The organism is Limnohabitans sp. YIMB22184 (assembly GCF_048020265.1).
In the GTDB taxonomy this organism is placed as follows: domain Bacteria; phylum Pseudomonadota; class Gammaproteobacteria; order Burkholderiales; family Burkholderiaceae_C; genus Limnohabitans_A.
Genome location: NZ_CP171843.1, coordinates 1,714,543 through 1,737,389 on the forward strand (window position 1 = coordinate 1,714,543; position 22,847 = coordinate 1,737,389).

The following is a 22,847-nucleotide window of genomic DNA, read 5'->3' on the forward strand; positions in this document are numbered from 1 at the left end:
GAAAGGGGAGATGCGGAGTTCATGGGGTTGAGAGACTGTGGATGTTTCAGACGAGGATGACGCCCTTGCAGAACAGGGCATTGCCGTAGGCCGTGCCCTCACCGCTTTGCACAATCAGGCTGGCACCCTTGATTTTCTCGTAAAACGCGTAGCGCTCGACGGGCTCGACCTGCTCGGCCTTGAAGCCCTCGGCCACCACCAAATCGACCACGGCTTGTTGCGCTGCCGTCCGGTGACCGTCTGCGCTGTGGCACACGCGCATGAAGGCTGCGGGCTGCACCACATCGACAGCCAATGGAAACACCGACAGCACGGCGCGGCTCACCCGCTCCAGGCTGTGGCCTGGGATGCGCACCACCGGCTTGCCGTGGCTCAGAAAGTCGGCGGTGAAGTTCGCGTCCACCACCGCCACCCATTCTCCGTGGCCCATGGCGCACAGGTGCATCAGCAACTCGGGCGTCAGCAGCGGGTCAATCCCTTTCAGCATGTGGCAGCCTCTTCAGAACGCAGGCTGGCCGGGTCAATCGCCCCTGTGATCAGACCCACGATTTCTTCGGGACTGGTCTCACGGGTCAGGCGGCTGCAGATGATGCGGCCCTGACGGAACACCCAGATGCGGTCCACCAGGTCAAACACCTGGCGCAGGTTGTGGCTGATGATGATCAGCGGAATGCCCTGCTTCTTGAGGCCCTTGATGATTTCTTCCACTCGAGCCGTTTCCTGCACGCCCAAAGCAGCCGTGGGCTCGTCCAGGATGATGAGTTTTTTGGCAAAACCGGCCGCACGGGCAATCGCCACGCACTGGCGCTGGCCGCCGGACATGCCGCGCAGGCTCTCGGACATGTCCTGGATCTTCACGCCGGTGGTGGCCAACATGCTGGCCGACTGCTCGCGCATGGCCTTGTGGTTGAGGATGGACAGCGGGCCCAGATTGAGGCGGGTGATCTCGCGGCCCAAAAAGATGTTGGCCGGCACATCCAGGTCTTCGGCCAACGCCAGCGTCTGGTACACGGTCTCGATGCCCTGCTCGCGGGCGTCGAGCGGAGACTCGAAATTCACCTTGCCGCCGTCCAGCAGGATGTCGCCCGAGTTGGGCTGCTCGGCCCCGGTGATCAGGCGCACAAAAGTGCTTTTGCCTGCGCCGTTGTCGCCCACGATGGCGGCATGCTCGCCGGGCAACAAGCGAAATTGGGCGTCGGTCAGGGCTTTGACGCCGCCGTAATGCTTGGTCAGCTGGCTGATTTCAAGAACAGGTGTCGAAGGGGTCATGGGAACTCTTTCACAGGAATGGGGCAGAGCATCGCCGATTCCTGTTTTTTTTACATTAGTAAAACTACTAGGTTTACTTAGTCGTGTTTTTCGATTCCAATCCGTTCGCGGTTCGGAAAACACACGCCGGCCGAAGACCCTCAACAACGGAGATAAAACCCATGATCACCAAACGCACATTCGGCCGCCTGGCCATCGCTGCCGCAGCGGCCACCCTGTTCACCTCGGCCATGGCGGCTGACGTGACCGTGGCTTACATCACCAACGGCAACACCAACGAAGGCTGGACACTGATCAACGGCGGCGCCAAAAAAGCCGGTCAGGCCAAAGGTGTGAAGTTCATTGAACTGGCCGCCGAAAAAGGCGAGTTGTCTAAACAACTGGCCATCGTCGAAGACATGATCACCCGCAAAGTCAATGCGATCGCCATCGCGCCTGTGGACTCGGCCGGTATCGCCCCCGCCATCAACAAGGCCCTGAAAGCCGGTATCGCCGTGGTGGCTGTGGACACTGGCATCACCGGTGCCGCGATCACTTCGTATGTCGCCACCGACAACATCAAGGCCGCCAACGTGCAAGGCAAGTGGGCGGCTGAGCAGATCAAGGACGGCGACACGGTGATCTACGTGACCGGCGACCAAGGCCAGTCCACCGGCCAGGAGCGCAAGAAAGGCTTTGTGGACGCGCTGAACGCGGGCCGCAAGAACGTCAAGATTGTCGAAGTGGCCACCACCTGGGACCAGACCATGGCCCAAAACGGTGTCGAAGCGGCCCTGCGTGCCAACCCGAATGCCAAAGTGATCGCCTGCGCCTGGGATGGCGGCGCCTTGGGTGCGAAAGCCGCACTGATGGCCGCCGGCAAGAAGCCCGGCGACGTGAAGATTGCGGGCTTTGACGGCTCGCCCGGCGGTCTGGACATGATGAAACAAGGCTGGCAACAAGCCAACGCCGCGCAGATGCTGGCCAAGATCGGCCAGGTCGGCGTGGAAACCGCTGTGGCAGCCGCGCAAGGCAAGAAGGTCGATGCCCGCATCGACACCGGCTCCTTCCTGGTGCTGCCCTCCAACGTGGACAAGTTCGCGGCCGACTCCGGCGTGGGCCAGTTCATGAAAGTCAAGACCAAGTGATCTGAAGCATCACCCCGCCTTCGCCATGTCCGCGAAGGCTCAAGGCGACCACGCCAACCGCGTGGTCGCCCATTCAGTTTGAGAAAGTCTTTATGAAATCCATCACCCGACAAGAGTGGTACGGCGCCTTTGTAGCGGTCATCGTGCTGGGCGTTTTGCTCACCTTCGCCTCGCCCTACTTCCTGACCACCGGCAACCTGTCCAACATCCTGGTGCAGGCCTCGGTGATCGCTTTGCTCGCGGGTGGACAAACCTTTGTGATCCTGACCGGCGGCGTCGATCTGGCGGTGGGCGCGCTCACAGCGCTGGCCGGCGCGGTGGCCGGTCACCTGATGGTCAAAATCGGTGTGGACCCTTATCTGGCCATGGTGGTGGCGCTGGCGATCGGCGCAGCGGTCGGCTTGTTCAACGGGTATCTGGTAGCTTTTGTTGGCATTCCGGCCTTCATCGTCACGCTGGGCGGTTTGACGCTCTGGCGCGGTCTGGCCTTTGACCTCACGGGTGGTTTTGACAACGCGGGCCTGCCCGAGCCCTTCCCTTTCATCGGTTATGGCGATGTGTTCGGCATCCCCATGCCCACACTGATCACCGGTATCTTTTTTGTGGCGATGGCCTTCATCCTGTCGAGTACCAAAATCGGCCGCTATGTGTATGCCATGGGCTCCAACGAAATGGGGGCCCGCCAAGTGGGCATCAACATCCGTTGGTACAAGCTCAGTGTGTATGTCATCTCGGGCCTGTCGTGTGCGCTGGGTGCCATCGTGCTGATGGCCCGCATGGACTCTTCCAGCGGCAAAATGGCGCAAATGTTCGAGCTGGACGCGATTGCCGCCGTCATTTTGGGCGGTACATCGCTGTTTGGCGGTCGCGGCAGCATCTGGGGCAGCTTGCTGGGGGCGGTGCTGATCACCATGATCCGCAACGGCATGAACCTGATGGAAGTCTCGCAGTTCAAGCAAATGATGGCGATTGGCGCGGTCGTGATCTTGGCCGTCTGGATCGACGTCGTGCGCCGCAAGCATCTGCTCAAAAAATAAGCCCGATTGTCGAACATGAGCACCCCGATTTTTGTGCTGGGCGAGGCCCTGATGGACTGCATCGCCCAGCCCGACGGGCGACTCCTGCCCCTGATGGGCGGCAGCCCCTTCAACATGGCCCGCGCCGCTGCCTTGCGCGGGGCCAGCGTGGCTTACCTCAACCCCCTGTCCACCGACTTGTTCGGCCAGGGCATGGCGCAACTGCTGCTGCGTGACGGTGTGGCGCTGCAAGGTGGCCACAGCCGCCTGCCCACCTCGCTGGCCGTGGTGCAAGTGACAGATGGCCAGCCAAGCTACGGCTTTTACCGCGAAGGCATTGCCGACCGCGACTACACGGTGGACGGCATCACGGCCTTGCTGCGACAGCAAAAAACGCCAGGCATTCTGCACACCGGCTCCCTGCTGCTGATCCCGCCGGAACACACCAAAGTGGTGGCCATTCTGAAAGCGGCACGCGCGATGGGCTGGACCCTCAGCGTGGACGTCAATTTGCGGCCCAAAGTGGCACCTGACCTGGCGCAGTATGTGCAAGCCCTGCACGAAGTGATCGCTCTGACCGACTATCTCAAGGCCAGCGACGAAGACCTGGAAACCATGGGTTTTGCGAATGTGGCCATCGGTGAATCTGCGCGACTGGTGGATGAACTGCGCAAAGGTGTGACTCCTGGCGCCCTGAGCCGAGTGGCCCTGACCTTTGGCGGCGAAGGCGCTCACCTTGACATCGAAGGCCAATCGCACCAACTGCCCGTTCCGGGCATCACGGTGGCCGACACCGTGGGCGCAGGCGACACCTTCTGGGGCAACACCCTGGCCGACTGGGCCTTGCAACCTGCTGATGCCGCAGAGCGCGTGGCCAGCACACTGGATTCATCGATGAAAGCCGCCGCGATCAACTGCACCCGCCAGGGCTGCCAGCCACCGACACGGGCTGAAGTTTTGGCGTTTTAATCAGCCCGCATTGCGCGCCCGCCATGCGCCGAACATGGCGATCAGGCCCGGCACGATGATCAAGGCCCAAATGATCTTGGACAGGTGCGTCTGCACAAAAGGTAAATTGCCAAACAGATAGCCGGCCAAGGTCAGGCCCACCACCCAAATGAAGCCGCCCACCACATTGAATAGGGTGAACTTGCTGCGCGTCATCTCGGCCACGCCCGCCACAAAAGGCACAAAAGTGCGGATGAACGGCATGAAACGCGCCAAGATGATGGTGATGCCGCCGTATTTTTCGTAAAACGCATGGGCCTGGTCAAAGCCCTTGCGGCTGAAAAAACGCGAATCTTCCCACTGGAACACCCGGGGGCCAAAGTAGCGCCCGATCGTATAGTTGGTCTGGTCGCCCAAAATGGCCGCCACCAGCAGCAAGCCCATCACCAGCGGCAGGCTCATCAAACCCGCGCCGCACATGGCCCCGACGATGAACAGCAGCGAGTCGCCCGGCAAAAACGGCATGACCACAACGCCGGTTTCCACGAAGATGATCAGGAACAGCAAGGCATACACCCACGCACCGTATTGCCCCACAAAGGCCTCCAAATACCGGTCCACGTGGAGAATGAAATCAACAAGTTGCAGCAGGATGTCCATGACCCGATTATCCCCGGTCAAACCAGATGGCTTGAGCCCCTAAAATCAGGCGGTGACCTCCCAACAGACCCCGGCCCCCGCGCGCCGCCCCATCCGCGAACTCCCCGATGAACTGATCAGCCAGATCGCTGCAGGCGAAGTAGTCGAGCGCCCAGCATCCGTTGTGCGCGAGCTGGTGGACAACGCCATGGATGCGGGCGCGCGCAGCATCACACTGCGCCTGATGGGCGGCGGTACCCGGCTGATTTCGGTGGAAGACGACGGCGGCGGCATTGCCCCTGACGAGCTGGCAACGGCCTTGAAGCGTCACGCCACCAGCAAGATCGGCAACTTGGACGAGCTGGAATCGGTCATGACCATGGGTTTTCGGGGCGAAGCGCTGGCGGCCATCAACTCGGTGTCCGAACTGACCCTGCTCTCGCGCATGGACGGCCAGCCCAGCGCCTTTGCCCTGGACGGCCGCACCGGCGAGATCCGCCCCGCCGCCCGCGCCGTAGGCACCACAGTGGAGGTCAAAGAGTTGTTTTTCTCGACTCCGGCACGCCGCAAATTTTTGAAAAGCGACAGCACCGAGCTGGCGCATTGCATCGAAGCCGTGCGCCGCCACGCCCTGGCCCGCCCCGATGTGGGCTTTGCCATCTGGCACGAAGGCAAGCTGGTCGAGCAGTGGCGCGTGCACCCCGGTGCCGCGGGCTTGGAACAGCGCCTGGCCGATGTGTTGGGCGAAGAGTTCGTGGCGCAGTCCATCCCGGTCGAGTACCACGCTGGGCCGCTCAAAGTGATCGGACGCGCGGGTCTGCCCGATGCCGCCCGCTCGCGCCCCGACCACCAGTTTGCCTATGTGAATGGCCGCTTTGTGCGCGACAAGGTGGTCATGCACGGCGCCCGCAGCGCTTATGAAGACGTGTTGCACGGCCACAAGCAACCGGCCTATGCCCTGTTCATGCAGATCGACCCGACGCTGGTCGATGTGAATGTGCACCCGACCAAGATCGAGGTGCGATTTCGGGACAGTCGGGCTGTGCACCAGGCGGTGCGCCACGCGCTGGAAAACGCGCTGGCCGCGCCGCGCTCGCAAAACCTGAACGAAGAAGCGTCCAGCAGCGCCAGCGACTTTGACCTGAAAGCGCCGGTCGTCAAAGCCCTGCCCGAATCGGCCAGCTGGCAACAAGGCGGCATGGCATTTGAGCGCCCCACACCGTCGAGCTTCAATGCCCCGGCCTACAAGCCCGCTGATTTTTTGCGTCCCCGCGTCGATGGCGAGCAGGCCATGGCCGACCTGAAGGCGCTGTGGCAAGCCACCTCCGATTCACAAGCAGACTCTCTGGCCTACGGCCAAGCGGACAGCCAAGTCCCACCTCAGGCACAAGAGGCATCCCGCTTGTGGGAGCCCCCCCCTGCGGCCGAAGGGGATTCGCGAGCAGGGGCAAACTCCGACCTGTCCACAGAGACACCTGCCGCCCCCCTGCCCGAAGGCGACTGGCCGCTGGGCCGCGCCGTGGCGCAGTTGCACGGCGTCTACATCCTGGCCGAAAACAAGCAAGGCTTGGTGGTGGTGGACATGCACGCCGCGCACGAACGCATCGTCTACGAGCGCCTGAAAAACCAGCTCAACGCCGCCGATGGCGAAGGACCCCACATCGCCAGCCAGCCACTGTTGATCCCCGCCACCTTTGCCGCCACCCCGACCGAAGTGGCCACGGCCGAGGCCTGCGCCGAGGCGCTGGAACAACTTGGCCTGGAAATCTCGCCCCTGTCGGCCAAAACCCTGGCCGTGCGCGCCGTTCCCACGAGTCTTGCGCAAGGCGACGCGGTCGAGCTGGCCCGCAGCGTGCTGGCCGAGCTGTCCCAGCACGACGCCAGCACGGTGGTGCAACGCGCCCAAAACGAGATTTTGGCGACCATGGCCTGCCATGGCGCTGTGCGTGCCAACCGCCGCCTGACGCTCGATGAAATGAACGGCTTGCTGCGCCAAATGGAAGAAACCGAGCGCTCCGACCAATGCAACCACGGCCGGCCCACCTGGCGTCAGATGACGATGCGGGATCTGGATGCGTTGTTTTTGCGGGGTCGGTGATGGTGGGCATGTGTGGCTTTGAAGCCAACTCTAAGGTACAAACCTTGGAGACGCGTCTGTGGGATGTATCCGAGTCCGGCGAGCCCGCCACGCGGTCTCGCTCATACTCGCTGCGCTCGCCAAATCGCGAGCTCCGCGCGGCGAGCTCACCTGCCTCTCCTGCAGTGGGTTCAAAGACACCGCAGATTTTGAACGACCACAAAGCGAGCGTCGGGGCCGGTGCGCGGACTGCCCGATTTGGCGAGCGAAGCGAGTATGAGGGCAGCCGCGCACCGGCCCCGACGCTCGCGTTCCAAGAAGAACGGAACATCGGCACACCAGCCCCAAGCATCGCGCCCCACAAAGACACCTGCGCCAACGCTGATTAAGACTCAAGACCCAACACTGGCATGCCGCAAAAACTGATCGTCCTCATCCTCGCCCTGCTGCTCGGCCTGCAACCCGTCACCACCGACTTGTATCTGCCCGCCCTGCCCGCCATCACCCAAGGCTTTGGCTCGGGCATGGGTCAAGCCCAACTCACCCTCACGGCGCTGCTGCTCGCTTTCGGGCTGTCGCAACTCGTCTGGGGACCGTTGTCCGACCGCTTTGGTCGCCGCCCCATCCTGCTGTGGGGCATGGGCGCTTACACGCTCGCCTCGGTCGCTTGTGCGCTGGCGCCTGACATGGCTTGGCTGATCGCCGGGCGCACGGTGCAAGGCATCGCCATGGGCGCTGGCGTCATGGCCGCGCGGGCTGTGGTGCGTGACCTGTTCCAGCCGCTGCAGGGTGCCACGGTCATGTCACAAGGCCTCACAGGGCTGGGCATCATCGCCTGCGCCTGTGCACCGCTGGGCGGCATGCTGACCGACGCCCTGGGTTGGCGTTACGCCCTGCTGGCCCTGGCCGTGTTCGGGGCGGCCACACTGGCCCTGCTGGCCTGGCGATTTGAAGAAACACTGGCCCAACCCGACCCGCACGCCCTGAGCGCCGGGCCGCTCTTTCGGGCCAACCTGGACATCCTGCGCAACCCGGTGTTCCTCACCTGGTGCGCCCTGTCGGCCAGCTCTTACCTGGGGCTTTTCACCTTTTTGGCCAGTTCATCGTTTGTCTTCGTCACCTTCATGGGCTACAGCAAAACGGCCTACGGCTTTCTGATGCTGAGCATGTCGCTGTCCTACATCGTGGGCACTTTCTGGTGCCGCTGGATGTTGCGACGCACCAGCGTGCACCGCACCGTGGGCATCGCCGCCATCCTGACGATCACGGGCGGGGTGGGCATGGCCGCTTTGGCCTATGCGGGCCAAGGCCAGGACTGGTATGGGGCGTGGGCCGTCATGGTGCCCATGTACATCTTCATGTTGGGCCACGGCGTGCACCAGCCTTGCGGCCAGAGCGGCGCTGTGGCGCCCTTCCCGCACCGGGCTGGGACAGCCTCGGCCCTGAACGGCTTTTTGATGATGCTGGGGGCTTTCTTCATGGGGGGCTGGCTGGGCACCCACATGGACCGCCCGGTGTTTGCGCTGGCCCACGGTCTGTTGCTGTGCGCCGTTTTCATCACCTTCGTGGCCTGGACCGGTGTGCAGCGCCATGGTCGCCCGGTGGTTACATCGGCCAAGCCCGCATGAAGCAACGCCCCGTTGACGCCATCGCCCTGGTGGGGCCCACGGCCAGCGGCAAAACCGCTGCCGCACTGGCCTTGGCGCACAGCCTGCAGCCCCACGGCGGCGCAGAAATCATCAGCGTTGACTCGGCCCTGGTCTACCGGGGCATGGACATTGGCACCGCCAAACCCAGCCGCGAAGAGCTGACCGCCGTACCGCACCACCTGATCGACACCCTGGACCCGCTGCAAAGCTACAGCGCCGCCGAATTCGCCAAAGATGCGACCACCCTCATCCGGGACATCCGCGCACGCGGCAAAACCCCGCTGCTGGTGGGCGGCACCATGCTCTACCTGAAGGCCCTGCTCGAAGGGCTGAACGACATGCCCCCGGCCGACCCCGAGGTGCGGGCAGACATCCACGCCCGCGCCGCGCGGCTGGGCTGGCCCGCCCTGCATGCCGAACTGGCGCAGGTGGACCCGCAAACTGCCGCCCGCCTGGCCCCCGGCGACAGCCAGCGCATTGGCCGGGCGCTCGAAGTCTGGACCGCCACCGGACAAAGCCTGTCGTCCTTTCACCAAAACGCCAAGGCCGCAGCGCCCGACTGGCACATCCCCGTCATCAGCCTGGAGCCGCTGGACCGGGCTTGGCTGCACCAGCGCATTGCCCAGCGCTTTGATCACATGATGGCGACCGGCTTCATGGACGAGGTTAAGGCCTTGCGCCAACGCGGCGACCTGAACCCGGACCTGCCGTCCATGCGCTGCGTGGGTTACCGCCAAGCCTGGCAAGGGCTTCAAGAGGGCTGGCCGGAGAGCGAAATCCGAGAACGCGGGATTTTTGCCACCCGGCAGTTGGCCAAACGCCAGATCACCTGGCTGCGCAGCATGCCTTCGCGCTGCGTAGTGCAAGCCGACGGCCCACACCCCGTCGCCTCGGCCGTCACGGCACAGGCCCAGACCTGGATGTCCGCATGAGCCTGCTTGCCCCACACCCTGCAAAGGACAGGCGTCTGAGCCTGTATTTTTGGGGGCTGATGCTGTGGTGCTTCAGCCCGCTGGCTGTGTCAGCGCCCGACCTGACGGCCATGCCCATGGCGCAGCAAGCGCTGCAGATCAGCAACTCGGGGGCCGCCCCTGTCAGCCTGGTGTGCCCACGCAAAGGCCCGCCCAGCACACGCCCCAGCGCCCCTGTGGCCGAACCCACCGAAATCCCCGACGACGACGAGGTCGCGCAAGCGCTGCAAGAAGCGAGCGCCGAGCGCACCGCGCCGACCGCTCTGGCTGGCCCACGGCTGCAAGGCGATCCGCGCGGCTGGCGCATCGCGGTGTGGGGCGACAGCCACATGGCCGCGGCTTTTTTCAGCGACCAGATGGTGCGCCAACTGGTCCCGGCTGAGGCAACAGTCACCAGCCGCTTTGTCCATGCCGGCGTCGGCCACGGGGGCGTGCGGGCGCTGGTGCGCAAAACCTGTTTGTCTGGCGACTGGGGCCGCGAAATGGCTTATGCCCACGCCGACGCTGCGGCCGCCCCAGGCCCAGGCATGACGAGCCTGGTGGCCAAACGCCCCGGCGCCACACTGGCGCTGGACCTGCGCGACGCCCAAGGGCTTGCCCGCCACAACCGCCTGCAGATCCTGCACCACGGCGATGGCCCAGGCCTCACCCGGCTGGCCATCAGCGTGGACGGCGAAACCGAGACACTGGTGCCACTCGAGCCAGCCGCAGGCCCAAGCGCCTTAACGCTGGAGACCCGGGTGCCGCTGTCCACCTTGCAGATCCGCGTGGTCGAGGGGGCCTTCCGCTTTCAGGGCCTCAAGCTGCCCGAAACACCAGCGCCCGCCGCATCGGCCCTGCACCTGGATTTGTTCGCCTACCCGGGGGCCACCATGGCGGGCTGGGTGCGCAGCGATTTGGGCTATTTGGCGTCCTGGTTCACCGACCAAGCCTACGACCTGGCCTTGATCGCCTTTGGCACCAACGAGGGCAACGACCCGCGCTTCAACGAAGACGCTTACCGGGACACGCTCTCACGGGCGCTGGGCAATTTCCGCCGGGTCTTTCCACAAACCCAGTGCGTGCTGATCGGACCGGGCGACCGGGGCATTCGGGTGACCAAGTCCAGAGCCACCAAGCGGCCCAAGGCAGCAGCCAACGCCAAAAACCAGACTTCCAAAAAACAGGTGCCCAAAGGCAAAGCTGCCCCCAAAGCACCGCCTCAGACGGCCAAAGCCGCCCCTGCCGCCCAGTTGCTCAAATACGCCCGCATCCACGAGCGCATCGGGCAAATCCAGGCCGACTTGGCGGCGCAACACGGCTGCCAGGCCTGGAGCATGCAAAACGCCATGGGCGGCGTGGGCAGCGCCTACACCTGGGCGCGCAAGAGCCCGGCGCTCATGGCGCCTGACCTGATCCACTTCACGCCGGCTGGTTACCGTGAACTGGCCAACACCTTCATGGTCGACTTCGGCCTGGCCAAACCATGAGCGCCTTGGCGCGTTTGCCGGGACTCGACGGCCTGCGCGGCGTGGCCGTGCTGGCCGTGATCGGCTACCACCTGAACCTGGGCCATTTTTTGCCTGCGGGTTTTTTGGGGGTGGACATCTTTTTCACCGTCTCGGGTTTCATCATCACGGCGCTGCTGCTGCAGGAGCACGCCCAGACCGGGCGCATCGATTTCCCGGCGTTTTACCTGCGCCGTGCACGGCGGCTGTTCCCGGCGGCCTTGGTCATGCTGCTCTTGCTGGTGCCGCTCACGCCGCTGTTTCAGCCCGCCGCCCTGCCGCGTTTGCGCGAAGACCTGCCCGCTGCCTTTTTGTACCTGTCCAACTGGTGGCAGATCGTCGCGCAGCAGTCGTATTTCGAGGCGATCGAGCAACCCCGGCTGCTGCAGCACCTGTGGTCTTTGGCGGTGGAAGAGCAGTATTACCTGCTGTGGCCCCTGGCGGCGTTGTGGCTGTTGAACCGGACCGGCCGCACGGGCCTGGGCGTGGCGGCGGGCTTGATCGCCGTGGCCAGCACAGTCTGGATGGCCTGGCTGTACACCACGCAACTGGAGGGCGGCGACCCCAGCCGCGTGTACCTGGGCACCGACACCCATTTGATGGGCTTGCTGGCCGGATCGGCCCTGGCCGCCTGGTGGAACCCCTGGAAAATCCGCATGGCTTCTCAGGCCAGCGACGAAATCCTGAACCTGGCGGGCACCGCCGCGCTGGCGGCCCTGATCTGGGGCATGGCCGAAACCCACGAAGGCATGCCCGGGCTGTACCAAGGCGGCTTTTTGCTGGCGGCCTTGCTCACCTGCGTGGTGATCGGCGCGGCCACCCGCGAAGGCACTTGGGTGGCCTGGATGCTCTCGACCCGCCCGATGCTGTGGCTCGGTGCCCGGTCGTATTCGCTGTACCTGTGGCATTGGCCGGTGGTGGTCTGGCTGCGGCCTTCCACCCAAGCCGACGCGCTGGAGCTGACCTGGGTCAACGCCGCCCGCCTGGTGATCACACTGCTTTGCGCGGAAGCCTCTTACCGCTGGGTGGAAACCCGCTGGATACACAACGCCCGGGCCAAGCCATGGCGCCGCAACACCACGGTGGCCGCTGCGGCGCTGGTGGTGGTCAACGCCGCCGTTCTGACCTTCGTGCCCGGCACGCTGCCTACAAGCGAGGGCACGCCAACTGCCAGCGCCAAGCCTGCAGAACTCAGCCCCACCACAGGGCCGACCGCCACCCCGACCCTGAACACAGCACCTCTGCACGCCCCGAAGGCAGACCCCGTTCATCCCGCAGCGGCCCATGCCCAGCCACTGACGCCCCCCGGCATCCGCGGCACCCATTACCAAAAAGTCACCCTGGTGGGCGACTCGGTTTTGCTGGGGGCCAGCCCCTATCTGCAGCGCCGCCTGCCATCGGCCTCGGTGGATGCCAAAGTGGGCCGACAAGGCAGCGATGGCCTGAAGCTGGTGCAAAGCCTGCGCGAGACCGCGCAGCTGGGCGACGCAGCGGTCATCCATTTGGGCACTAATGGGTATTTGGCAGAAAAACAGTTCCGAGCTCTGCTGGCGCAACTGAGCGACCGCAAAACGGTGGTGGTGCTGAATGTGTACGGTGCCAGGCGCTGGACCGGCCCCAACAACGAGCTGATCGGGCGGGTCAGCCAGAGCTTTGACAATGTGCGGCTGGTGGACTGGCATGCGATCGGCCAGGCCAACCCGGACTATTTCGTGCAAGACGGCATCCACCTGTCGGGCAGCGGCATTCATGCTTATTACAACCAGATCCGCATGGCCTTGGGCCAACCCGAGGTCACGGTCAACGGACCCACACTGCGGCAAGTCAAACGACCGCCACTGCGCAAAGGCAGCGGTATGCCCGTGAGTGCCCCCCCGGCTTCATCTTCGGCGGCAACTTCGGCTGCTCCTTCGCCCGCCACCATGCCCCTTGCAGCACCGGTGCCCCTCCCTTCACCTGCGCCCACCGAAGCAGGCAAAGCAGCCCCCGAGACGACGGCCCCACCCCCATCAGGTGGCTGAACCCTCGCTCCTGTGTCAGGGCAAGACTTTGGGCGTGCCGAGTTCGGCGTAAGGCGACTGGCGCCACTGCCGCGAGCTGGCCAGCGGCAAGGCCGCAGCACTCGGCAACATGTTCAAGGCACTCAGACCCGCATCTTGGGTGAGTGCTTGGCCGCCGCGCAAACCCAAGACCTGCGCGGTGGTGGGCAAAGGCGTACTGGCCAATGCCGGCACACTGTCCTGCAGGCGCTGGGCGGTCTGGATGACCGAAGCCAGCACTTTGGCGTAATTGGGTGCGGTGGCGTAACCGGCTTGCTGCAAGGCGCTGGCAAAGGCCTGTGGGTCGCCCAGGTTGCGCATGGCATTCGCATAACGCGGGCTCTGGCTGATCAGGCGGGCATAGTCGTTGAACGACTCCTGGTAACTGCCGTAGGCGCGAAACTGCCCCCGCACTTTTTGCGCAGCGCCGTTGATGAATTCGGTGGTCCAGATCTCGGCCACAGGCCCCTTCCAGTTGGCACCCGCGCGGATGCCAAACAGGTTGTGGGAGGTGCGGCCATCGTCAAAACGGATTTCGTGCTGGCCCCAACCGGTTTCGAGCGCAGCCTGCGCCACCATGAACGTGGCTGGAATACCGCTGGTCGCCTGGGCTTGGCGGGCGGCTTGGGCATGCTGGGCCAGAAAAGCCCTGGCGCCAGCCGAAGCCGGGCCGTCCGAAGAGCCCGCCACACGGCTGGCGGGGGCTGTGGGTCTGGGCGCGGCACCCGCCCAAGGGGTGTCCGGCAGACCCGGTGAGTTGGGCTGCAAAGCCTCAGCCATGGCCAAGCTGGTGGCCGACGACAGGTCAATCCGTTGGTCCGGGTAAATCAGGTTGGCGTTGGGGATGCCGTTGTCAGCCGCCACCTTGAGCGCCACGCGGTACAGCTGGTCGCCCGACAGCTGCAGCGAAGCCTGGGTTTCCTGCAAGCGTTTTTGAATCAAGCCGCTCAGGGTGTCCCCCGGGCGCACCGTGACCACCTCGCCCGGCTGGGTGAGGCTGGACAAGGCCTGAGAAAATGCCACCCCCTGTGTGCCCGAACGCGCAGACGCACCCGCTAGGCGGTCCGATGATTCGGACGCCGAGGGGGTGAAGGGCGTGACAGCAAGCAGGGTCATGGCATCATGGGTGACCGGCACAGAAGGTGCGCGGACACCGGAAAATTGACGGATATTTCACAGTCTGTGAGTCAAAAAGCAATTTTCGAGCCTGAAATCAAGCCAAGCCCCACTCAGAAGACCAACACCTAAGTGGTACAAACACACCTCACACGTTTTAACGGACGCATTTTTTGACACCGGTCTTTGCCCGATTTGCCGCCGCACTCCTGGCGGCCTGCTGCCCGCTCGGCGCCCTCGCTGGGCCGGACATGGCACTGCTGCGCGTGAGCGGGCCAAGCCAGCCGACCGAGTTCAACTGCCCGGCCAGCAAGTCACGGGCATTGGCCAACGCGCCGCGCTCTGGCCCAGTGGCAGAAGATCCGCCAGCCAGCTTTGTGGCTGCTTACACTGCGCCCGACCATAACCACACACCCGGGCTCAAAATCGGCCTGTGGGGCGACAGCCACACGGCATCGGGCACCTTCACCGACAACCTGCTGGAGGCCCTGCGCCTGCCACGCACCCAAACCCACCCCAGCTTCATCGCCCCGACTTTCGGGCTCAAGGGCATCCGACACCCGCTGCGCCGCGCCTGTCTGAGTGACGACTGGCAACTGAGCTTGGCCTTTCGATCGGCCCACGAAAGCCCCCAGGCGTACGCCAAATCCCTGGCTCACCTGGGCACCGACAACCCGGGCGCTTACCTGTGGCTGGACTTTCGCTACCCCGATGTCCAAACCCGCCTGACATGGGCCGACATCCACTTTTCCAAAGACCAGGCCGAGCGCACGCTGGTCCTGGGCATCCGCGTCGATGACGGTACCGAAGCCATCGTCAACCTGGGGCCCGACAGCCCTCAGCGCCTGCGGGTGCAGGGCGAGCAAGCCTTTGCCACACTGCGCTTGCGGGTCATCGCCGGTCAACTGCGCATCGACGGCATCGCCCCGGTGTACGAAGGCAAAACACAGGTCGTGCTGGATGTGTTCAGCATCCCCGGTGCCACCGCCAAGGGCTGGCGTGTGGTGGACACGGCCCAGCTGCGCCAGCAAGACCCGCTGGCCGTCGGCTACGACGTGGTCATGCTGCAATCGGGCACCAACGAATCGCTGGACCCGGACTTCAAGGTCGGGCTTTACGAAGCCCAGCTGAGTGCCAGCCTCACCCGCCTGAAAACCGCCTACCCCCGGGCCCGCTGCATCCTGATCGGCCCGCCAGACGCCAAAAGATCGTCCAACACCGTGCGCCTGATCAACGACAGCCAATACCGCCTGGCCAGCGCCAAGGGCTGCGCCCACTGGCACTGGCAAAAAGCCATGGGCGGCCCCGGCGCCGCACAGCGCTGGCTGGCCAACGGCTGGATGCAAACCGACCTGCTGCACCTGACGCCCGAGGGCTACGCCCAAAGCGCACGCAGCATGGCGAGTGTGGTGCCGATCAAGGGGCGATGAGGTGCGTCATCAAGGAGCTTGCTGAGCCCCCTCAGTCTCGCCCCTGCCGCGAGGCCTTGATCTTCGACTGCATCGCCTTACCCTCCAACCGCCGCTGCACCGAGCCATAAGTGGGCTTGGTCGCCTTGCGGGGTTTGGGGGGCTTGGCGTATTGGTCCAGCGTTTCATACAGCCGTGCCCAGGCATCCACCCGGTTGGCTTCTTGGGTGCGGTGGCGCTGGGCCTTGAGGATGAACACACCTTCCTGCGTCAAGCGGCTGTCACCCGACTGCAGCCAACGCTGCTTGACGTCGTCGGGCAAAGATGAGCCTGCCACATCAAAGCGCAGCTGGATGGCGCTGGAGACTTTGTTGACGTTTTGGCCGCCAGGGCCTTGCGCCCGGATGGCACTCATCTCCACTTCAGCGTCGTCGATGTGCAGGGCGTGTTTCATGTTGCAGTCTTATCTCTGTAGGAGGTCGCCCCTGCGGCCGAAAATATTTTTGATGAGGCCATCATTCGCGAGCGGGGGCTCGCTCCTACCGAGACACAGCCACCCAAGGTGCGCTAGCACTTACTGCAGCGGACCCTTGAGGTTTTCAGGAATGGGCAAGGGCATGACCTCGATACCCTCTTCCAGCAAAGCCTCAGTTTCTTCGCGGGTGGCTTGGCCCCGAATGTTGCGCTCTTCGCGTTCGCCGTAATGGATTTTGCGGGCCTCTTCGGCAAACTTGGGGCCGACATCTTCGGTATTGGCCATGACGTGGCGCACCATGTTCATCATGGCCACATGCATTTGCTGCAAAGTGTCGGGGGCGAACGCAAGATCTGCGCTTGCGGGGCTCGCGCCTTGGGGAGCAGGCACCGCTGAGGCCTGGGCACTGGCTGCAGCATCACCCGAGTTTGCGGATGCAGCCGGGGACACGCCATGTCCCAGATTCAAGCGTGGTGCCGAGAGCATTTTGACGATCTCGCTGTCGTTGCACACCGGGCACGTGACCAAGCCCCGCGCGCGCTGCGCGTCGTAGTCGTCTTGCGAGCCAAACCAGCCTTCAAAGCTGTGGCCCTGCGAACATTGAAGGTCGAGGACTTTCATGGGCGGTGTGTTTCAGGGCAAGGATTGCCAAGTCAGCGGCCAATGGCCTGACAGGGTATTTTGCAACCAAAGCGCACCGGTGAGGGTTTTGGCATCGGTGACTTGCCCGTCCCGGCACCAGGCCATCAACTGCGCGGGCGTGGCGGTGAACACGTCCAGAAACTCTTCGGCATCGAGTTGCCGTTCGCCCAGGCTCAGGTCTTTGGCGAACCAGATCTCGATCACCTCGGTCGAGTAAGCAATCACCGGGTGCAAAACCCCTGCTCTCGCCCACTGACGCGCGCTGTAGCCGGTTTCTTCGAGCAGCTCGCGCTGGGCACACAACCACGGGTCTTCACCCGCATCGAGCTTGCCAGCGGGGAACTCGATCATGACTAGCCCCACCGGGTAACGGTATTGGCGCTCCAGCACCAAGCGCATGCCCTCGGGTGTGTCCAGCATGGGGATGACCATCACCGCACCGGGGTGGACCACATATTCACGCGTGGCCAAGGCCTGGTTAGGCAGACGCACCGTGTCACGAAAGGCGTTGAGAAAATGGCCGTGCAGCAACTCTTGCTGGCTGACCTTGTGCTCGATCAGATGATCGTCAGACATGCGTGTGCGCAGACCGGCAGGCGTTCAATGCTTGCGGTGCATCAGGTAGCGGTAGACAAAACCCGGAAAGGCCAGCGTCACAAACATGGTGCCGGTGACCGCGTAAAACTCCCAGCCTTGGGGCGCGATCTGACCGCTGTGATTTTCAAGTGCCAGGCCGATGCCGCCGACCACAAAGTACAGCACCACCAATTCGGCCAAGCGCCAATGCAATGGTTTGGTGCCGCGCTGCGGTCCCACCAAAAAAATACGCTGATTGGCAAACGGCAAATTGGCAGCCAGCAAAGCCAACACCACCAAAAAACCGATTTGCGCAGAAACAGACATGCGGCACCGATCAGATGGCCAGCATGCTGGCCACAGCGTTGGCGCACAGGGCCATCAAAGCGCCCGGCACGATGCCCAGCACCAAGACCAGCAAACCATTGACCGACAAGACCACACGCACATCGGTGGTGGCCGAGACGGTGGTGGCCGTCACTGGCTCGTCAAAGTACATGACCTTGACCACGCGCAGGTAATAGAAGGCACCGATCAGGGACATGATGACCGCAAAGATCGCCAAGCCCATGTAGAAGCCCTGACCCGAGACGATGAGCGACTGCAACACCGACAGCTTGGCATAGAAGCCGACCATCGGCGGGATGCCCGCCATCGAGAACAGACAGATCGCCATCACGCCCGCGTACAAGGGGCTGCGTTGGTTCAAACCGGCCAGGTCGGTGATTTCTTCGCTCTCAAAACCTTGACGCGCCAGCAACATGATCACGCCGAAGGCCGCCAAAGTGGTCAGCACATAAGACACCGTGTAGAACATGGCCGAGCTGTAGGCATTGGCCGCCAGAGTGGTTTGGCCGTTGATGACACCGGCCACAAAACCCAACAACACAAAACCCATCTGCGCAATGGTCGAGTAGGCCAGCATGCGCTTGAGGTTGGTCTGGGCAATGGCGGCCAGGTTACCGACCAGCAAAGAGCCAATGGCCAACAGCGACAACATTTGCTGCCAATCAAACGCCAAAGGCAACAAGCCTTCGACAAGCAAACGCATCATGATGGCGAATGCGGCCAATTTGGGCGCGCCACCGATCATCAGGGTGATGGCCGTGGGTGCGCCTTGGTAGACGTCGGGGATCCACATGTGGAAAGGCACCGCACCGATCTTGAAAGCCAGACCGGCCACAATGAACACGAGACCGAACACCAGCACCTGGTGGTTGACCTGACCTGTGGCAATGGCCTTGAGCACCTCAGACAATTCCAGGCTGCCCGTTGCGCCGTACATCATGGACATGCCGTAAAGCAAGAAGCCCGAAGCCATGGCACCCAGCACAAAGTACTTCATGGCCGCTTCGGTCGCTTGCGTGTGGTCACGGCGCAGGGCCACCAGGGCGTAGCTGGACAGTGTCAGCAGCTCCAGGCCCAGGTAAATCACGATGAAGTTCTGACCCGAAATCATGAAGCTCATGCCCAGCAAGGCAAACAGGCTCAGGCTGAACAGCTCGCCGCCACGCAGCATGTCGCGGTCGGCTGCATAAGGACGCGAATAGACCAGGGTCACCATCACGGCGATGGTGGCAAAGCACTTGAGCCAGTGGCCCATGGGATCGCTCACCACCAGACGGCCAAAGCCGTACAGCGTCTGCCCGGCATCGGCATACATGGTGTGCAGCCAGGCCACACCGCCCAAAGACAACAAGGTCAGCACATAGGTGGCGGTGCGCTTGGGGCTTTTCACGAAGAGGTCGGCCAGCGCGATCACGCAAGCCATGACCAGCAACACGATCTCGGGGTAAACCGTCATCCAGCTGGAGTTGTCCATCATCTGTGTTCTCTCAATTTTCTAATCAGGCGAAACGTTCAATGCCCGCTGCTCAAGGCAGCTTGGACAAGGCCACGTGTTTGAGCAAGTCGGCCACCGAAGTGTCCATCACGTCGGTGAAAGGCTTGGGGTAGACGCCCATGTAGAGCACGGCGGCCGCCAGCAAGGCAAGCATCAGGAATTCGCGACCATTGATGTCGGTCAGTTCCTTGACATCGTTGTTGCCCACAGGCCCCAGGTAAACGCGCTTGAACATCCACAAGGTGTAAGCAGCGCCAAAGATCAGGGCCGAAGCCGACAACAAGCCGATCCAGAAGTTGAACTTCACGGCACCCAGAATCACCATCCACTCGCCCACAAAACCAGCTGTGCCGGGCAAGCCGCAGTTGGCCATGGCAAAGAACAGGGCGAAAGCTGCGAACTTGGGCATGGTGTTGACCACACCGCCATAGCTGGCGATTTCACGCGAGTGCACGCGGTCGTACAACACGCCAATCGACAAGAACATGGCGGCCGACACGAAGCCGTGCGCAATCATCTGCACGATACCGCCGGACACGCCCAGTGGGTTGAAGATGAAAAAGCCCAGGGTCACAAAACCCATGTGCGCCACCGACGAGTAAGCCACCAGCTTCTTCATGTCCTGCTGCACCATGGCCACCAAGCCCACATAGACCACGGCCACCAACGACAAGATGATGATGAACATGCCCCACTCGCGTGCGGCGTCGGGTGCGATGGGCATCGAGAAGCGCAGGAAACCATAAGCACCGAGCTTGAGCATGATGGCCGCCAACACGGCCGAGCCACCTGTCGGCGCTTCCACGTGCACATCTGGCAGCCAGGTGTGTACTGGCCACATGGGCACCTTGACGGCAAAAGCCGCAAAGAAAGCGAAGAACAGCAAGGTTTGGACCGAGCCGGACAGCGGCAATTTGTGCCAGGTCAGGATGTCGAAGCTGCCGTTCGAAGCGGTGTACAGATAAACCAGTGCGATCAGCATCAACAATGAGCCGAGCAAGGTGTAGAGGAAGAACTTGAAAGCGGCGTAGATCTTGTTCGGGCCACCCCAGATACCGATGATCAGGTACATCGGGATCAGCGTGGCTTCGAAGAAGACATAGAACAAGATGCCGTCGAGCGCAGTGAACACGCCGATCATCAGACCCGACAGGATCATGAAGGCAGCCATGTACTGGTTGACTTTGCGGGTGATGACTTCCCAGCCCGCAATCACCACGATCACGTTGATGAACGCAGTGAGCAAGACCAGCCACAGCGAAATACCGTCCACGCCCAGGTGGTAGTGCACATTGAAGCGCTCAATCCACGAGGCCTTTTCGACAAATTGCATGGCCGAAGTACCGAGCTGAAAGCCCGCGTACAGCGGCAGCGTGACCAGAAAACTGGCGATCGAGCCGACCAGCGCCAACCAGCGCACGGCGCGGGCTTGGCTGTCACGACCGAGGGCCAGCAAGACGATGCCAAAAGCAATCGGCATCCAGATGGCAAGGCTTAACAATCCCATTTTTATCTTGTCCTCAAAACCGTTAAGCGAGCCAGACGAAATACGTCATCAGCACGAACACACCCAAAATCATGACCAGGGCATAGTGGTACAGGAAGCCCGACTGGAACCAGCGCACCATGCCAGAGACCAGGCCGACGACTTTCCAGGAACCGTTGACGACCAAGCCGTCGATGATGGCGCGGTCGCCCACCTTCCACAGGCCCAGGCCCAGGCCGCGAGCGCCCTTGGCCAGAATGTTCTCGTTGATCCAGTCCATGAAGTACTTGTTCTCCATGACCACGATCAGCGGACGCAAGGCACGGGCAAAGAAAGCCGGAACCTTGGGGTTGACCAGGTACATGTACCAGGCGGTCACCACGCCAGCCAGAGCCAGCCAGAACGGCGCCGTGCTCAAGCCATGCAGCGCCATGGCCACAGGGCCGTGGAACAGCTCGCCCAATTGCGTCATCGCAGGGTGCTTGGCTGCGTCCACAAAGATCACGTCTTTGAAGAAGTCGCCATACAGCATGGGCTGGATGGTCATGAAACCGATCACCACCGAAGGAATGGCCAGCAAAACCAGCGGTACCGTGACTACCCAAGGCGATTCGTGGGGTTTGTCATGGCCATGGTCATCGTGACCGTGGTGGTCATCGTGGTGCGCATCCGGGTTCTGGTCGTAACGCTCAGGGCCATGGAAGACCAGGAAATACATGCGGAACGAATAGAAGGCGGTGACGAACACACCGGCCAGTACTGCAAAGTTGGCAAAGCCAGCGGCAGGCAAGGTGCTCAGGTGCACGGCTTCGATGATGCTGTCCTTGGAATAAAAACCCGAGAAAAGCGGCGTGCCGATCAGCGCCAGCGAGCCCAACAACGACGTGATCCAGGTGATGGGCATGTACTTGCGCACGCCGCCCATCCAGCGGATGTCCTGGTTGTGGTGCATGCCCATGATCACGGAGCCTGCACCCAAGAACAGCAGCGCCTTGAAGAACGCGTGCGTCATCAGGTGGAACACCGCCACCGAGTAGGCCGATGCGCCCAAAGCGACGGTCATGTAACCGAGCTGCGACAAAGTGGAATAAGCCACCACGCGCTTGATGTCGTTCTGGATGATGCCCAAAAAGCCCATGAACAAGGCGGTGATGGAGCCGATCACCATGATGAAGTTGAGGGCCGCATCGGACAACTCAAACAGCGGCGACATGCGGGCCACCATGAAGATACCGGCCGTCACCATGGTGGCGGCGTGGATCAGGGCGGAAATCGGGGTCGGGCCTTCCATGGAGTCAGGCAACCACACATGCAGCGGAAACTGCGCCGACTTGCCCATGGCGCCAATGAACAGGCAGATGCAGATCACAGTGATCAACATGCCGTCCAGACCGAACACGTACCAAGGGAAGTTGATCGCGGCCAGCTCGTTGGCCTTGGCAAACAACTCGGTGTAGTTGAGCGTACCGGTGTAGGCCACGATCAAGCCGATGCCGAGGATGAAACCGAAGTCACCCACACGGTTGACCAAAAAGGCCTTCATGTTGGCAAAAATCGCTGTTGGCTTGTTGTACCAAAAACCGATCAGCAAATACGACACCAGACCCACAGCTTCCCAGCCGAAGAACAGCTGCAGCAGGTTGTTGCTCATGACGAGCATCAACATGGAGAAGGTGAACAGCGAGATGTAAGCGAAGAAGCGGTTGTAGCCTTCGTCTTCTTCCATGTAGCCAATGGTGTAAATGTGCACCATCAGCGACACAAAAGTCACCACACACATCATCATGGCGGTGATGCCGTCGACCAGAAAGCCGACTTCCATCTTCAGGCCACCCACCACCATCCAGGTGTAAAGGGTCTCGTTGAAACGGGCACCGTCGATGACGCTCTTGAGCGTCATGGCCGACAGGATGAAGGCCACCAGCACACCCAAAATGGTCAGGGTGTGAGACAGACGACGGCCGATCCAGTTGCCACCGAATTGGGTGCCGAGAACACCGGCCAATACCGAGCCCACCAGGGGGGCCAGCGGCACAGCCAACAGCGTGCTTGCGTTGAGGGTTTGACTCATATTCTTG

General features: G+C 62.6%; 20 protein-coding genes. 9 read left to right on the plus strand and 11 right to left on the minus strand.

Annotation, left to right across the window (positions count from 1 at the left end; all coding sequences use genetic code 11):
- Positions 1-46: 46 nt before the first annotated feature.
- Together ACHEXL_RS07955 and ACHEXL_RS07960 are read right to left on the minus strand one after the other, a co-directional pair.
- Positions 47-487 carry an RbsD/FucU family protein gene (locus tag ACHEXL_RS07955; protein WP_416558801.1) on the minus strand — a complete coding sequence of 147 codons (441 nt, stop codon included), beginning with the start codon at positions 485-487 and terminating at the stop codon, positions 47-49.
- A complete protein-coding gene (locus ACHEXL_RS07960; protein WP_416558802.1) occupies positions 481-1,269 on the minus strand; it encodes an ATP-binding cassette domain-containing protein in 789 nt (262 codons plus the stop codon). Before ACHEXL_RS07960 ends, ACHEXL_RS07955 begins: the two co-directional genes overlap by 7 nt.
- Before the next feature lie 161 nt (positions 1,270-1,430).
- On the opposite strand from ACHEXL_RS07960, the gene ACHEXL_RS07965 reads away from it, so the two are divergent.
- The 3 genes from ACHEXL_RS07965 (at position 1,431) to ACHEXL_RS07975 (ending at position 4,381) form a co-directional block, all read left to right on the plus strand.
- Positions 1,431-2,396, plus strand: a complete 966-nt coding sequence (locus ACHEXL_RS07965; RefSeq protein ID WP_416558803.1) for a sugar ABC transporter substrate-binding protein — start codon at positions 1,431-1,433, stop codon at positions 2,394-2,396.
- 92 nt (positions 2,397-2,488) lie between these two features.
- A complete protein-coding gene (locus ACHEXL_RS07970) occupies positions 2,489-3,433 on the plus strand; it encodes an ABC transporter permease (protein WP_416558804.1) in 945 nt (314 codons plus the stop codon).
- 15 nt (positions 3,434-3,448) lie between these two features.
- Positions 3,449-4,381 carry a PfkB family carbohydrate kinase gene (locus tag ACHEXL_RS07975; protein ID WP_416558805.1) on the plus strand — a complete coding sequence of 311 codons (933 nt, stop codon included), beginning with the start codon at positions 3,449-3,451 and terminating at the stop codon, positions 4,379-4,381.
- On the opposite strand, the gene ACHEXL_RS07980 is transcribed toward ACHEXL_RS07975, so the two are convergent.
- A complete protein-coding gene (locus ACHEXL_RS07980) occupies positions 4,382-5,020 on the minus strand; it encodes a DedA family protein (RefSeq protein WP_416558806.1) in 639 nt (212 codons plus the stop codon).
- Between the two features lie 52 nt (positions 5,021-5,072).
- On the opposite strand from ACHEXL_RS07980, the gene mutL reads away from it, so the two are divergent.
- The 5 genes from mutL to ACHEXL_RS08005 all read left to right on the plus strand — a co-directional run bounded on the left by mutL (position 5,073) and on the right by ACHEXL_RS08005 (position 13,204).
- The gene (gene mutL / locus ACHEXL_RS07985) at positions 5,073-7,097 is read left to right on the plus strand and encodes a DNA mismatch repair endonuclease MutL (protein WP_416558807.1); all 2,025 of its coding nucleotides are present in this window, start codon (positions 5,073-5,075) and stop codon (positions 7,095-7,097) included.
- Between the two features lie 389 nt (positions 7,098-7,486).
- Positions 7,487-8,704 carry a multidrug effflux MFS transporter gene (locus ACHEXL_RS07990; RefSeq protein WP_416558808.1) on the plus strand — a complete coding sequence of 406 codons (1,218 nt, stop codon included), beginning with the start codon at positions 7,487-7,489 and terminating at the stop codon, positions 8,702-8,704.
- Positions 8,701-9,657: a tRNA (adenosine(37)-N6)-dimethylallyltransferase MiaA gene (gene miaA / locus ACHEXL_RS07995; protein WP_416558809.1), complete on the plus strand. Its 957-nt coding sequence runs from the start codon at positions 8,701-8,703 to the stop codon at positions 9,655-9,657. The genes ACHEXL_RS07990 and miaA overlap by 4 nt, the downstream gene beginning before the upstream one ends.
- Entirely contained in the window at positions 9,654-11,165 is a 1,512-nt protein-coding gene (locus ACHEXL_RS08000; RefSeq protein ID WP_416558810.1) for a hypothetical protein, read from the plus strand. The genes miaA and ACHEXL_RS08000 overlap by 4 nt, the downstream gene beginning before the upstream one ends.
- On the plus strand, positions 11,162-13,204 hold the full coding sequence (locus ACHEXL_RS08005; RefSeq protein WP_416558811.1) for an acyltransferase family protein: 2,043 nt from the start codon (positions 11,162-11,164) through the stop codon (positions 13,202-13,204). The genes ACHEXL_RS08000 and ACHEXL_RS08005 overlap by 4 nt, the downstream gene beginning before the upstream one ends.
- A 15-nt stretch (positions 13,205-13,219) precedes the next feature.
- Here the strand turns inward: ACHEXL_RS08005 and flgJ are convergent, their stop codons facing one another.
- The gene (gene flgJ, locus ACHEXL_RS08010) at positions 13,220-14,338 is read right to left on the minus strand and encodes a flagellar assembly peptidoglycan hydrolase FlgJ (RefSeq protein ID WP_416558812.1); all 1,119 of its coding nucleotides are present in this window, start codon (positions 14,336-14,338) and stop codon (positions 13,220-13,222) included.
- Positions 14,339-14,589: 251 nt separating this feature from the next.
- Between flgJ and ACHEXL_RS08015 the strand changes: the two genes are divergently transcribed.
- Positions 14,590-15,768 (plus strand): GDSL-type esterase/lipase family protein, encoded by a 1,179-nt coding sequence (locus ACHEXL_RS08015; protein WP_416558813.1) that lies wholly within the window; start codon positions 14,590-14,592, stop codon positions 15,766-15,768.
- A gap of 31 nt (positions 15,769-15,799) precedes the next feature.
- On the opposite strand, the gene arfB is transcribed toward ACHEXL_RS08015, so the two are convergent.
- The 7 genes from arfB to nuoL all read right to left on the minus strand — a co-directional run bounded on the left by arfB (position 15,800) and on the right by nuoL (position 22,840).
- Positions 15,800-16,201: an alternative ribosome rescue aminoacyl-tRNA hydrolase ArfB gene (gene arfB, locus ACHEXL_RS08020; protein ID WP_416558814.1), complete on the minus strand. Its 402-nt coding sequence runs from the start codon at positions 16,199-16,201 to the stop codon at positions 15,800-15,802.
- Between the two features lie 120 nt (positions 16,202-16,321).
- Positions 16,322-16,843, minus strand: a complete 522-nt coding sequence (locus ACHEXL_RS08025) for a DUF1178 family protein (RefSeq protein WP_416558815.1) — start codon at positions 16,841-16,843, stop codon at positions 16,322-16,324.
- A 12-nt stretch (positions 16,844-16,855) separates the two neighbouring features.
- Positions 16,856-17,440, minus strand: coding sequence for an NUDIX domain-containing protein (locus tag ACHEXL_RS08030; protein ID WP_416558816.1), 585 nt, complete (start codon positions 17,438-17,440; stop codon positions 16,856-16,858).
- 24 nt (positions 17,441-17,464) lie between these two features.
- Positions 17,465-17,767 carry a DUF2818 family protein gene (locus ACHEXL_RS08035; RefSeq protein ID WP_416558817.1) on the minus strand — a complete coding sequence of 101 codons (303 nt, stop codon included), beginning with the start codon at positions 17,765-17,767 and terminating at the stop codon, positions 17,465-17,467.
- A gap of 10 nt (positions 17,768-17,777) precedes the next feature.
- Positions 17,778-19,265, minus strand: coding sequence for an NADH-quinone oxidoreductase subunit NuoN (gene nuoN, locus ACHEXL_RS08040; protein ID WP_416558818.1), 1,488 nt, complete (start codon positions 19,263-19,265; stop codon positions 17,778-17,780).
- A gap of 49 nt (positions 19,266-19,314) precedes the next feature.
- Complete coding sequence (locus ACHEXL_RS08045; protein WP_416558819.1) at positions 19,315-20,790, minus strand: NADH-quinone oxidoreductase subunit M; 1,476 nt, start codon at positions 20,788-20,790, stop codon at positions 19,315-19,317.
- 22 nt (positions 20,791-20,812) lie between these two features.
- Positions 20,813-22,840 (minus strand): NADH-quinone oxidoreductase subunit L, encoded by a 2,028-nt coding sequence (gene nuoL / locus ACHEXL_RS08050; protein ID WP_416558820.1) that lies wholly within the window; start codon positions 22,838-22,840, stop codon positions 20,813-20,815.
- Between the last annotated feature and the right edge of the window lie 7 nt (positions 22,841-22,847).